This window comes from Pseudodesulfovibrio cashew, assembly GCF_009762795.1.
Classification (GTDB): Bacteria; Desulfobacterota; Desulfovibrionia; order Desulfovibrionales; family Desulfovibrionaceae; genus Pseudodesulfovibrio; species Pseudodesulfovibrio cashew.
The window spans coordinates 2,159,695-2,172,344 of the sequence record NZ_CP046400.1; the positions used below are offsets into that span (position 1 = coordinate 2,159,695).

Below are 12,650 nucleotides of genomic sequence, written 5' to 3' on the forward strand. Positions count from 1 at the left end.
AGCCTTAGGCAAGCAACTCCCTGATGTGGTCTTCCTTGTATCCGACCACGCTCTCGTCACCGATGAACGTGACGGGAAAGGCGATATCCGGATTGATGGCGCGCAACCTGCGCATGGCCTCGTTGCGCTCATCGCCGAAGAGACGGTCCGTGAATACCCACTTGAAGCCGTTCGCCCCGACGAGTTCAGTAAGGAGCTCGCGGGTCTTGTTGCAGTGGGGGCAGTTGCTGATGGTATAGAGGGTGATTTCCTTGGACATGCCGTCTCCTTGTCGTTGAAATTCCTGCCTTCAGGATACACCGAATTCGGGAAGATTCAAGACGAACGGCCGAGGTCGACACATGGCTGCGACGGTAAACTTGTGGGTCTTTCTCAATGTGTCAAACGCCGTCACCCATGGGACAACCTGGTTGCCGTAGGCCGATGGGCCGTACAAAAAAGCCCAGCGGAGTCCGGAAAAGGAAATTACTTACCCTCGACCAGCAGGCGGATTTCATCAGCCTTGAAGCCAATAACGCATTTGTTGCCAACCACGGTAGTGGGAAAGGAAACATCGGGATTCACTGCCCTGAGTTCACGCATGGCGATGTTGCGCTCATCGCCGGAAAGCCTGTCGGTGTAAAGCAGCTTGAAGCCGCTTTGGCCAAGTATCTCAGTAAGCAGCTCCATTGCGTTGTGGCAATGAGGGCACGTGCTGAGGGCATAAAGGGTGACTTTTTTGCTCATGGTGTTCTCTCTAGTTGTCCTGAAGGTGGTGGCAGCCGAGCGAGTGCTTGTTACTGAGGGCCGACATGGCCACGATATAGGCCGCATAGCTGCCATGGAAAAGATCGATAAGCGGTTTGGATAACGGCGTGGTCTTGTAGAACTTGGTCAGGTCCTTGATCAGGACGCGCAGGTCTTCGCAGGCCCGGGTCAGCCGCTGGTCGGTGCGGTTGATGCCCGCGTAGTTCCACATGGTGGTGCGGATATTCATCCAGTCCTGGGCGATGAGGGCCGGGTCCTCGTTGCTGGTTCTGCCCGGATGCTTCCAGTCCGGGATGGAGTCCTGCAGTCGTTTGTTGGCTCCGGGCTTTCGGGTCAGCTTGTTGGCAATGGATTTGCCAGCATTGCATCCCCAGAGCACGCCTTCGAGCAGGGAGGTGCTCGCCAGCCGGTTGGCCCCGTGCACGCCCGTGCAGCTGCATTCGCCGATGGCGTGCAAACGGTCCAGGCTGGTCAGGCCGTTGAGGTCCGAATACACGCCGCCGCAGTGGTAGTGCGCCGCCGGGACCACCGGGATGGGGTCCTTGTCGATATCGATGCCGAGATCGCGGCACCGCTTGTAGATGGTCGGGAAACGGGTGGCCAGCTCATGCTTCACGGGACGGCAATCGAGGAAGACGCAGTCCTCGCCGCTGCGATGGAGGGTGTCCACGATGGCGCGCGAGACCACGTCGCGCGGGGCCAGCTCCAGGCGCGGGTCATAGCGGGACATGAACCGTTCACCCCGGCTGTTGACAAGGTGTGCGCCTTCGCCGCGCATGGCCTCGGTGATCAGGAAAAGACGTTTGGAGCGGTGGAAAAGCGCCGTGGGATGGAACTGGACATACTCCGCGTTCATCAGTCGCACACCGGCCCTGTGTGCCATGGACAGGGCGGACCCCAGGGAGCACTTGGCGTTGGTGGAATGCAGGAAAAGTCGTCCGGCACCGCCTGTTGCCAGTACCGTGTAGTCGGCAAGGATGGTCTCCACCGAGTTGCTGGCCTGGTTGTATACATATGCGCCCAGGCACTGGTTGGTCCGGCTGTAGCGGAAGGAAAGCTTGGAGGTGTGGTGGAGGCTGGTGATCAGATCGACCGCAGTCCGGCCCTTGAGCTGGTGGATAAGCGGTTCGTCATCGATAGCCTGTGCAAGGCCTTCCATGATGGCCTTGCCGGTGTAGTCGCCGCAGTAGAGCACCCGGTAGGCGGAGTGCGCTCCCTCCCGGGTCATGTCCAGGCTGCCGTCTTCCTTGCGGGCGAAGGGCACGCCGATGCGGTCAATGAGCATCTCCTTGACCGCGTCCGGCCCGTATTTGGAGAGGTGGTTGACGGCTGGGGTGTTGTTGTGTCGGCAGCCTGCCTTGAGGATGTCTTTGCTGAGCAGGGCGGCGGTGTCGTCGTCTCCACGGGAGACAATGCCTCCCTGGGCATAGGCCGTGTTGCCGTCGCCCAACTCGTCCCCGGCAGTGAGCAGGGTGACCTCATGTCCCTTGGCCGCGATATTCAGGGCGCAACACGCCCCGGCCACGCCGGAACCGATGACCAAAGCCTGCGTGATGATGCGTGACTGGAGCATGGACGCTCCGGGTTAAAACAGGCTGGGGGAGATGTAGCCGCAGGCAGTGCCGTCACGGCGGGTGCAACTGGGCACCACTTTGACCTTGTCCCCATCAATCTGCCAGTCCCGGATGGCGTCGCATTCGGACATGACGTCCAAAGCCTTGGTCAGCCGTGCAGGGAAGGCGTGGCGGGAGCGGTCGGGCGCGCCGCACAAGGCGCGCAGGCATTCCATCTCGGCGACGAAGCCGCCCTTGAAGGACATGATCGCACCATGCAGCCATTTGGCCAGGCCGTTGCGCTTGAAGCAGCGGCGGTTCTCCATGTCCAGGGACAGGTTGCGCTCGTGGCGGATTGAGGTGACCACGTCCTGGTTTACTTCCACCAGGCAGCTTCCCAGACGTTGGTCCAGGAGGACCCGGTCGATGAGCCGGGTCATGTAGCGATAGCCCTTTCCCTCGATCATCATGGAGCCCATGTGCAGCCGCCACAGGCTGGAAAAGACCCGCTCTCGGTTCATGTCGTAATTGCGCAGGTTGACGGCACGGAGCAATTCGCCGGGATCTATGCGCACCTTTTCGGAGCCTCCGCCGGAGGTCGGGGTCCGCATCACGCAGTGGATGAGCACGTCAAGATCCCACTGGTCGAAGGTCTCGCCGGTAAAAGTCATGGTCTTATCCCTAGCCAGGGTGACGAGTTCCTTGTCTTTGACGTAGTCTGTTTTGCCCATGTACCCGGCAGAGAAAAGATCGGAGAGGAAATATACGCCCAGACGCTGTTGCCGGAATCGGCTCTCCTCCTGTGCGTTGCCGAAAAAGCCGTCGAACGCGGCAACGTAGGGGCCGTGCGGCGCGTGCATTCCAATGGAATCGTTCACGTATGTGGAATCAAACATGCTTTCCTCCCTGTAAACCGGTGTGAGCCGGTTCGTCAGTTTTCGATCTCCGTCACAAAGCAGTGCGACGGGTTCGGTGAGCCGGAAGATGGAGACGGGACGTTCCAGCCTCTTGTTGCGGAAATCGCACCGTTTTCCGGTTTCACGTCGAGAAATACGCGTTTCGTGATCTGGGTCGAAATCGGTTCGGGACCGATGGTTCGCGGGGCCTTCGGGGAGAGGCGCGGGAAACGAGGTGTGGGCGGGAGCAGCACACGGTCCAGCGAGGGCGTCGTTTCGACTTGGCGGAGTGTGTCCTCGGTGGTGTACATGTGCAAACCTCTGTTCCCTGGAGGTGGGAAGGGGGGCCGGAGAAGCCCCCCTTCCAGGACGGGGTTATAGTGTGAGGTTAGAAGGCTATTTATGTATCAAGATTCTCGTTGAGGACCTCGGATACCGTTCTTTGCGGCAAGTATCATATGTTAAGTGGACCTGCTTTCCGCCGCCCCGCCAGCCTTGCCGAACGCCGGCGAGGCAACGGAAAGCTCCATCATCAGGGCTTAGGATTTGAGCATTTCCTTGAGCTGCCGCAGATGGGTGCGCTCTTCGTCGGCGCACTGCATCACGAACTGCTTTTCGGACTCGGGCACAAGCTCCTTCATCTCGATGAAGAAGAGCAGGGTGTCCTTCTCGAAGCTCATGGCCATTCGCAGGGCAGTATCCTCATCCTCGGCGTCGGCCATATACTTTTCGGCCAGACCGCCGCTGAACAGGGCGTGAGACTCGATCAGGGCGTTGAGGTAGGTGGAATACTCTTCCTCGTTGGACCATGCAGGCATCTCGACTTTGCCCAGCCTGTCGAGCAGGGCGGCGAAGATGGCCTCGTGCTTGGTTTCCTCTTCTGCCAGGTACCTGAACAGATCCTTGATCTCGTCGGTCTTGGCGGCATCGGCAGCACGGGTATAAAACGCTCTGCCTTTCTTTTCTATTTCAACAGCGACTTTAGCTATCTCGTTGGCATGGAAGAAATTAGCCATGTCTTCTCCTGACGATTCTCGTTGTTACAGGTCGTACTTTCCGGCTCGCAGTCCGCATAGGCGGTCCCGCTACAGCTCGTTCGGTATTTCCTTGAGTTGCTTGTAGGTGAACACCGGGCCGTCCATGCAGACGTACTTGTTGCCGATGTTGCAGCGTCCGCAGATACCCACGCCGCACTTCATGCGCTTTTCCAGCGTGGTGATGATCTGGTCGTCCTGGAAGCCGAGCTTTTGCAGGGCCTGGAGGGTGAACTTGATCATGATCGGGGGACCGCAGGTGACGGCCACACAGTTGTCCGGAGACGGGTTCATTTCCAGCAGCACGTTGGGGATAAGGCCAACGGAGTGCTCCCAGCCCTCGGATTCCACGTCAATGGTCAGGCGGGTGGTCATGTCGTCCCGTTCGAGCCACTCGGGCAGCTCGTACTGGAAGGCCATGTCCTGCGGGGAACGAGCGCCGTAGAGCACGGAGATCTTGCCGTAGTCTTCGCGTTTGTCCAGCATGTAGAGCAGGAGCGTGCGAAGGGGAGCCATGCCGATGCCGCCGCCAACGAAGACGATGTCCTTGCCCTTGAGTTCCTCGTACGGGAACCAATTGCCCAGAGGAGCGCGAACGCCGATCTGGTCGCCAGCGGACAGGGAGTGCAACTTGGTGGTCACTTCACCCGCGCGCATGACGCTGAACTGGAGGTAGTCCATACGGGTGGGCGGCGAATTGATGACGAAGGTGGATTCGCCGGTGCCGAACACCGAAAGCTGGCCTACCTGGCCCGGGTGGAACTTGAAGTTCTTCATGTCTTCCTCTTTGTTGAGGACGACGCGGAACGTCTTGATGTTCGGTGTTTCCTGAATGGTCTCGATAATGGTCCCAATTGCAGGAAGGTACGGATTGGACGCATTAGTCATGGTGGATTCCTGTAGCATGGGTTAGCCCTCTTGCTCGGGAGCAGGGGCGGCAATGGCATTCTGAACGATGGCTCTGATGTCCACGGACACCGGACAGCTCTTTATGCAGCGCCCGCATCCGACGCAGGCGATGTTTCCGTCATGAAGAGAGGGGTAGTAGCTGAACTTGTGGCCCACGCGGTTCTTCAGCCTGTGCGCCTTGGTCGGCCTGGGGTTGTGACCGCTGGCCTCCATGGTGAACAGTGCGGACATGCAGTTGTCCCAGGTGCGCATTCGCACGCCTTCCATGCCGAACTTCTCATCGGTGATGTTGAAGCAGTAGCAGGTGGGGCAGAGATAGGTGCAGGTGCCGCAGCTGATGCACTTGGAGGACTGGGCTTCCCAGAAGGCCGCATCGTCGAACAGGGCCAGAAGCTTGTCCTGGGCTGCGGACACGTCCACGGCGTCGCCGATGGCGGCGTTGGCCTTGTCCTTGACTGCCTGGGCTTCCGCTTCCTTGGCCTTGCCGTCTTCCAGCGAGGCCACCAGTTCGCCGCCCTTGTCCGTGACGGGCTCCATGAGCCAGCCACCGGAGACCGGGACCATCAGGACGTCTGCGCCCTTGGTGTCGGCGGGGCCGCCGCCCACCCAGTTGCAAAAGCAGGTGGTGGCGGGCTGTTCACAGGCCAGGCTCACGAAGAAGGTGTTCTCGCGGCGGGCCAGATAGTTCAGGTCCTTGATCTTCTCGGTGTTGTACACACGGTCGAAGGTGAAGAAGCCGGCCACGTCGCAGGGGCGGCCACCGACCACGACTGCAGGGGCGTCGTCCCGGCGTTCGGTCACGTCAACCATGACCTTGCCCGGGTCTTCTTCGTCTTTTTCATATTTGAAGGTCATCAGCGGTTCGCACTTGGGGAATACCGATGCCTTGGTGGACATGGTCGGACGAACACCGAGCTCGGGAGCAAAGGCTTCTTCGAACGGACGAAAGACAACTGCGTCGCCTTCGCGCCTGGGAACCAGGGTGCGGTACTGTCCGGACAGTTCTGCCAGCCAGGATGCAAGTTGGTTGGTGGGAAGGAATTTGGCAGCCATTACCAGCCTCTCTCATTGATGTTGTCTTCTTCGACCTTGAAAGCCATCAGCGGCGGCTTGGCATCGATCTTGGTGCCGGCCTTGTAATCGAAGAGTTCGTTGATTTGCTTGTTCATCTTCCGGCGGAGCAGGAGGATGGGGATGCCCACCGGGCAGGAGCGTTCGCACTCACCGCACTCGGTGCAGCGACCGGCCAGGTGCATGGCGTGGATCATCTGGAAGAACCACTTGCTCTGGACCGTGTCGTCCTGGCTCATCCAGTGAGGATCGCGGCTCTGGGCGACGCAGTGGTCGCGGCAGACGCACAGGGGACAGGCGTTGCGGCAGGCATAGCAGCGCAGGCAGCGGTCCATCTGTGCCAGCCAGTAGTTCAAGCGCTCTTCGCGGGGCTTTGCCTCAAACTCGGTCACATCGCTGTAATCGTCTTCGGCAGAGTCATCGATGGTGTCGCCGATGAAGACGTCGGAGAGCAGGGCATTGTGGTACTGGCAGCGTCCACACTTGTCCGCACCCACTTCGGTCAGGGGCAGGTCGTAGTCCTTGCCCTCGGCGGAGACGGTGATGCCCTTGGTCGTGACGTCGACTTTTTCAATGTAGTCGAGGGTACCGACGGCGCGGGCGACCTTCTTCATGGAGATGACGCCTTCGCAGGGCAGGCCGAATACGGTGATGTCCTCGCGGTTGATAAGCTTCTCCTGGAGCAGCTCGATGATGGAGCGGCTGTCGCAACCCTTGACCACGACGCCGACCTTCTTGCCTTTGAGGCCGGTCAGGTAGGTGGCGAGGTTGTGCACGCACAACGGACCCCAGGTCAGCTTGTCCACGTCCTCCTCGGTCCGCATGAACAAGGGGGTGGCGCGCAGGGGGTCGAAACCCTGCTCCCAGCCGATGACCACGTCCAGGTCGGGCAGCTTCTCTTTTATTTTGCTTTTCAATTCGTCCAAATATTGCATTTGATTACTCCATGGGGACGGTTACACCGTGGCGAACATGGCCTTGGCTTCGGCCAGCATTTCGGCGTTGATCTTGCGGGCGGGGCCGAGTTCGTGGATGCGCTCGGTGAATTTCTCCACCACGGTCTTCCACTTCTGTCCCTCGGATGCCGAGACCCAAGTGTATTCGAAACGCCGTTCGTCGATGCCCAGGATGGGAAGGAAGCTTTTCAGGGCTTCCAGTCGCCTGCGGGCGTAGAAGTTGCCTTCCGAATAGTGGCAGTCACGGGGGTGACAACCCGAAACCAGCACTCCGTCGGCGCCGTTGACCAGGCTCTTCACTACGAAGAGGGGGTCGATGCGGCCGGAGCAGGGGACCCTGATGATGCGAAGATCAGTGGGTTGCTGGAACCGGCCCACACCGGCGGTGTCGGCACCGCCGTAAGAGCACCAGTTGCAGAGAAATCCGACTATTCGAAGCTCTGTTGCAGCGTCTGCTGACATAAGACATTGACCTCCGCGAGAATTTGATTATCGGTGAAGTGTTGCAGTTGTATGGCCCCCTGCGGGCAGGTAGAGGTGCAGATGCCACACCCCTGGCAAATAGTCTCGATGACTTTGGCCTTCTTCTCGCCACGGAAGTCCATCTCTTCGATAGCACCGAAGGGACAGGTCTCGATGCATTTGCCGCAGCCCACGCACCGCTTGATGTTCACTTCCGAGATCTGGGGATCGCTCTCGAGCTGATCCTTGGAGAAGAGCGTCAGCACCTTGGATGCCGCCGCGCTGCCCTGGCCGACCGACTGGGGGATGTCCTTGGGGCCCTGGCAGGAGCCGGCAAGGTACACGCCCGCGGTGTTGGTCTCCACCGGACGGAGCTTGGGATGGCTCTCCATGTAGAAACCGTAGGAGTCGTAGGAGATGCGGAGCTTTTCAGCCAACTGGGGCGCGCCCTTGGCTGCTTCGGCGCCCACGGCCAGAACGACCAGGTCCGCTTCCACTTCCACTTGGGTGCCCATCAGCGTATCGGCGCCGCGGACGATCAGCTTGTCGCCCATGGGGTAGATCATGGAGACGCGACCCCGGACATAACGGGTGCCGTACTCTTCCATGGCACGACGGGTGAACTCGTCGTACATCTTTCCCGGAGCGCGGATGTCCATGTAGAAAACGTAGGACTGTGACTCGGGCAGGTGATCCTTGGTCAGGATGGCCTGCTTGGCGGTGTACATGCAGCAGAAGCCCGAACAGTAGGGGCGTCCGACGCTCTTGTCGCGTGAGCCGACGCACTGGATAAAGACAACGTTTTTCGGTTCCTTGCCATCGGAGGGACGCTTGATGTGTCCGCCCGTGGGACCGGAAGCCGAGAGCAGCCGCTCATACTGTAATGAGGTGATAACATCGGCGTAGCGGCCGCCCCCGTACTCACCGTAGCGGGTGTAGTCGAAGAGGTCGTATCCGGTGGCGACGATAATAGCACCGACGGATTCTGCTACTTTCTCATCCTGCTGTTCGAATTGAATTGCCTTGGTCGGGCAAATCTTCTCGCACACACCGCACTTGCCGCTGGTTAATTTGCGGCAAAAATCGGGATCAATGGTTGCTTTTTTCGGAATGGCCTGGGGGAACGGGATGTTGATGGCCGTGGTAAACCCGATCTCCTCGTTGAAGACATCCTTGGATTTCTTGCTGGGGCACTTCTCGGTGCAGACACCGCAACCGGTGCAGGCTTCCCAATCAACGTAGGTGGCCTTCTTGTTGACGGTGATCTCGTAGTTTCCGACGTAGCCCTGAATGTCGTCCACTTCGGCGTGGGCGTACAGGGTGATGTTCGGATGCTGCGCGATATCGACCATCTTGGGGCCGAGAATACAGCTAGAACAGTCGACAGTCGGGAAGGTCTTGTCCAGCTTGGACATCTTGCCGCCGATGGACGAGGTCTTCTCGACAAGAATCACCTCGAGGCCGCCGTCTGCACAATCCAAGGCAGCCTGGATGCCGGCGACGCCGCCGCCGATGACCATGACGCGCTTGTTGATCTCGAAAGACTTGGCGGTCAGGCCCCGGTCGTTGGTCAGCTTGGCCGCAGCCATGGCGACCAGGTCGATGGCCTTTCTGGTGTTGGCTTCCTTGTCCTTGCCGATCCAGGAGACGTGCTCGCGGATGTTGGCCATTTCGAACATGTATTTGTTCAACCCGGCCCGCTCGACAGTGCGGCGGAAGGTGGGTTCATGCATGCGGGGCGTGCAGGAGGCTACCACGACACCGTCGAGGTTGTGCTCCTTGATGGCTTCTATGATGCCGTCCTGTCCCGGTTCCGAGCAGGCGTACATGGTGTCGCTGGCAAACGCCACATCGGGCAGCTTGCGGGCCTCTTCGGCCACTTTGGCGACGTCCACGGTACCCGCAATATTGCTACCGCAATGACAGACAAAAACTCCTATTTTCATTCTACTCGACGCTCCTTAAGCAGTTCAGCTCGTTATGACGCGTTAGCCCGTCGCGCTTCTTCCATCTTGCGAAACGCCTTGGCAGGCGGGACGCACAGCTTGTCCATCTGCAAGCTCTTGGCGTCCAGACCCAGGGCCTTGCCGATGAGCTGCGTGTAGTAGAACACCGGCATGTCGTGTGTGCTGCCGTTGGCCGAGTTGATCTGGTCCTGCCGCAGGTCCAGATTCATCTGGCACAGGGGGCAGGCGGTGACCATGGCGTGGGCTTCCACGTCCTCGGCGGCGTCCAGCAGCTTGCCGGACAGCTTGGCGACGATATCCTTGCGGGCCACGCCAAAGGAGGCGCCGCAACATTCCACTTTCAGGGGGAAGGGAGCCACGTCGGCGCCCAGGGCGGCCATGAGTTCATCCATGGCGACCGGATTTTCGCAGTCGTCGAAATCCATGACGTCCGGCGGCCGATTCATGATGCAGCCGTAGTAGGGAGCGACACGGAGGCCTTCCAGGCTGGAGACAACCTTCTTGGCCACGCCCTCGGGGCCGACCTTCTCGGAGATGACCTGAAGGACGGACATGATGGGCAGCCTGTTTTCGGCGGGCTTGTCCAGCAGCTTGTTGACCTTTTCCTTGAACTCGGGGTCTTCCATGCGGTGGCTGGCGGTCTTGAGGTTGGTCAGGCAACTGGGGCAGGGGGTAATGATGCCCTGCACGTCGAGTTCCTCGGCCTGGGCTATGTTACGGGCCGAAAGCGCGGCGGACAGCGTGTGGTCCACGGTGTGGGCCGGTGTCGAGCCGCAACAGCTCCAATCCGGGATGTCCACAAGCTCGATGCCCAGTGCCGCGCAGATGGCGCGGGTGGACTGGTCGTACTCGATGGACGTACCCAGCCCGGAGCAGCCAGGGTAGTAAGCGTAGGTAAGGGAAGAACTCACGAGTTGCGCTCCTCATTGTAGCGTTTGAATATATTGGCCACCTGCTCCTTGCCGACGATGGGGTGCGGCTTGAAGCTAAGCTTTCCTTTGGGCAAAATTTTGGGGCCGAGGTCCGCATCGGTCAGGAACCGACCGGTTTTGCTCATGTAGGTCGCCATCAGGCCCATCTCGAAAACTCGGCCGTGCTTTTCCACGGAAGAGAGGAAGCTGTCGGTGAAGGTCTTGACCTTGGGTTCGGGCGCGTAGCCGGCGCGCCGGGCCATGTGGCGAAGGACGTCCATCACCCGCGCGACGTCGATCTCGTTGGGGCACCGGGTCGTGCAGGATTCGCACGTGGCGCACAGCCAGATCGACTTGCAGGAGAGGGCGGTTTCCCGCTGCCCGGCCTGGACGAGACGCATGACCTGGCTGACGGGAATATCATAGAAATGTGTATACGGGCACCCCGCTGTACAGTTACCGCACTGGTAGCAAAGACTGACGTTCTGTTTGCTTTCCTTCTCCACGGCGCTGACGAAGTCGGCGTCGTAGGAGTTGCTCAGAGATACTATGTTCATAAGGCGTGTCCGCATGGGTTGTGAAGGAGCGGTGTCCTTCGGTTGTCGATTGAGGCCTTTCCGCAACACGGTACCGTATGTCTGCGGACTGGCATGGGCAGCAGTAATATCAGTAAATAAAAGCCCGGGGAAGGCGAACCTTCCCCGGGAATTTTATTTTGCTTACAGAGCGGCCTCGTAGATGGCGGCAACGTCAGCGTCGGTGGGGCAGCGCGGGTTGGTCAGACCACAAGCGTCCTTCTGGGCGTTGGCGGTCATGGTAGCGATGTCCTCGGCCTTGACGTCCTTGCCGTACTTCTTGCCGAGAGCAACCAGGCCAGCCGGGATACCGACGTCGGCGGACAGCTGCTTGATGGCGTCGAGGCACTTTTCGGCAGCGGCGCGCGGGGACATACCGGTGACGTTCTCGCCCATGATCTCGGCCATCTTGACGAAGCGGTCGACCTTGGCGATGAGGTTGAACTTCTCAACGTGGGGCAGCAGGATCGCGTTGCACTCGCCGTGGGGCAGGTCGTAGAAGCCGCCGAGCTGGTGAGCCATGGCGTGGACGTGACCCAGGGAAGCGTTGTTGAAGGCCATACCGGCGAGGTACTGGGCGAAGCACATGGCTTCACGGGCTTCGATGTCCTGACCGTTGGCAACGGCGGGACGCAGGTACTTGGCGATGAGCTCGATGGCCTTTTCGGCACAAGCGTCGGTCATCGGGGTGGCGATGGTGGAAACGTAGGCTTCCACGGCGTGGGTCAGGGCGTCCATACCGGTAGCGGCGGTCAGCGCCGGGGGCATGCCAACCATCAGCAGCGGATCGTCAAGGGCGATGCCCGGGGTGACGCGCCAGTCGACGATGGCCATCTTAACCTTACGGGAAAGGTCGGTGATGATGCAGAAACGGGTCATTTCGGAAGCAGTACCAGCGGTGGTGTTCACGGCAACGTACGGGGGCATGGGCTTGGTGGACTTGTCCACGCCTTCGTAGTCGTGGATGGTGCCGCCGTTGGAGACGACGAGGCCGACGCCCTTACCGCAGTCGTGAGAGGAACCGCCGCCCAGAGTGATCAGAGCGTCGCACTTACCCTTCTTGTAGACTTCCACGCCTTCGGCGACGTTGGCGTCGGTCGGGTTCGGGATGGTCTTGTCGTACACTTCGTACTTGACTTTGGCGTCATCGAGGATGTCGGTGACCTGCTTCAGGATACCGGTGGCGACGATGCCGGGGTCAGTGACGATCAGAGGTTTTTTGGCGCCGAGGGCTTTGATCTTGCCGGGGATCTCTTTGGAAGCGCCGATGCCGATCAGAGTGACGCTGGGAATGAAGAAACCGTTAACCTGTTCGCGTACTGCCATGATACAACTCCTTGTATAAAAGGGATTAGTGTGTGTAACGGAAAATTTCCGTCTTAAAATAACCTTCGCAGCAGTCCCCAATGAGCAAAGGTTGTGCCACACGTTATAGAGGCAGTAAATTCAAGGAGTTATGAAATATTAACGCATTATAAATCCAAGGGCTGGGACAAAATGGCACACACATGTGCAGGGTTTTGTGGGCTCGGCGGGTGGAGTGTAGAGAATTTTTTCACCAGTGTTCAA

Annotated in this window: 14 protein-coding genes; all 14 read right to left on the reverse strand. The window is 59.5% G+C overall.

From position 1 onward, the window contains the following. Positions 1–4 precede the first annotated feature (4 nt). Positions 5–259 carry a glutaredoxin family protein gene (locus GM415_RS09620; RefSeq protein ID WP_158947622.1) on the reverse strand — a complete coding sequence of 85 codons (255 nt, stop codon included), beginning with the start codon at positions 257–259 and terminating at the stop codon, positions 5–7. A 206-nt stretch (positions 260–465) separates the two neighbouring features. Next, the gene (locus GM415_RS09625; protein WP_158947624.1) at positions 466–726 is read right to left on the reverse strand and encodes a glutaredoxin family protein; all 261 of its coding nucleotides are present in this window, start codon (positions 724–726) and stop codon (positions 466–468) included. 10 nt (positions 727–736) lie between these two features. Then, positions 737–2,320, reverse strand: a complete 1,584-nt coding sequence (nadB, locus tag GM415_RS09630) for an L-aspartate oxidase (protein ID WP_158947626.1) — start codon at positions 2,318–2,320, stop codon at positions 737–739. Between the two features lie 12 nt (positions 2,321–2,332). Further along, entirely contained in the window at positions 2,333–3,196 is an 864-nt protein-coding gene (locus GM415_RS09635; RefSeq protein ID WP_158947628.1) for a hypothetical protein, read from the reverse strand. A gap of 35 nt (positions 3,197–3,231) precedes the next feature. Further along, positions 3,232–3,507 (reverse strand): hypothetical protein, encoded by a 276-nt coding sequence (locus GM415_RS09640; protein ID WP_158947630.1) that lies wholly within the window; start codon positions 3,505–3,507, stop codon positions 3,232–3,234. 228 nt (positions 3,508–3,735) lie between these two features. After that, entirely contained in the window at positions 3,736–4,212 is a 477-nt protein-coding gene (locus tag GM415_RS09645; protein WP_158947632.1) for a ferritin-like domain-containing protein, read from the reverse strand. Positions 4,213–4,281: 69 nt separating this feature from the next. Further along, positions 4,282–5,118 carry an FAD/NAD(P)-binding protein gene (locus tag GM415_RS09650; protein WP_158947634.1) on the reverse strand — a complete coding sequence of 279 codons (837 nt, stop codon included), beginning with the start codon at positions 5,116–5,118 and terminating at the stop codon, positions 4,282–4,284. Positions 5,119–5,139: 21 nt separating this feature from the next. Then, entirely contained in the window at positions 5,140–6,192 is a 1,053-nt protein-coding gene (locus tag GM415_RS09655; protein ID WP_158947636.1) for a 4Fe-4S dicluster domain-containing protein, read from the reverse strand. Continuing rightward, a complete protein-coding gene (locus GM415_RS09660; protein WP_158947638.1) occupies positions 6,192–7,145 on the reverse strand; it encodes a 4Fe-4S dicluster domain-containing protein in 954 nt (317 codons plus the stop codon). Before GM415_RS09660 ends, GM415_RS09655 begins: the two co-directional genes overlap by 1 nt. Positions 7,146–7,166: 21 nt before the next feature. Next, positions 7,167–7,628: a hydrogenase iron-sulfur subunit gene (locus GM415_RS09665; protein ID WP_158947640.1), complete on the reverse strand. Its 462-nt coding sequence runs from the start codon at positions 7,626–7,628 to the stop codon at positions 7,167–7,169. Next, the gene (locus GM415_RS09670; RefSeq protein WP_158947642.1) at positions 7,595–9,574 is read right to left on the reverse strand and encodes a CoB--CoM heterodisulfide reductase iron-sulfur subunit A family protein; all 1,980 of its coding nucleotides are present in this window, start codon (positions 9,572–9,574) and stop codon (positions 7,595–7,597) included. The genes GM415_RS09665 and GM415_RS09670 overlap by 34 nt, the downstream gene beginning before the upstream one ends. Before the next feature lie 32 nt (positions 9,575–9,606). Then, positions 9,607–10,506 (reverse strand): CoB--CoM heterodisulfide reductase iron-sulfur subunit B family protein, encoded by a 900-nt coding sequence (locus tag GM415_RS09675; RefSeq protein WP_158947644.1) that lies wholly within the window; start codon positions 10,504–10,506, stop codon positions 9,607–9,609. Beyond that, complete coding sequence (locus GM415_RS09680) at positions 10,503–11,063, reverse strand: 4Fe-4S dicluster domain-containing protein (RefSeq protein WP_158947646.1); 561 nt, start codon at positions 11,061–11,063, stop codon at positions 10,503–10,505. The genes GM415_RS09675 and GM415_RS09680 overlap by 4 nt, the downstream gene beginning before the upstream one ends. Before the next feature lie 162 nt (positions 11,064–11,225). Next, entirely contained in the window at positions 11,226–12,407 is a 1,182-nt protein-coding gene (locus GM415_RS09685; RefSeq protein ID WP_158947648.1) for an iron-containing alcohol dehydrogenase, read from the reverse strand. Positions 12,408–12,650: the final 243 nt, after the last annotated feature.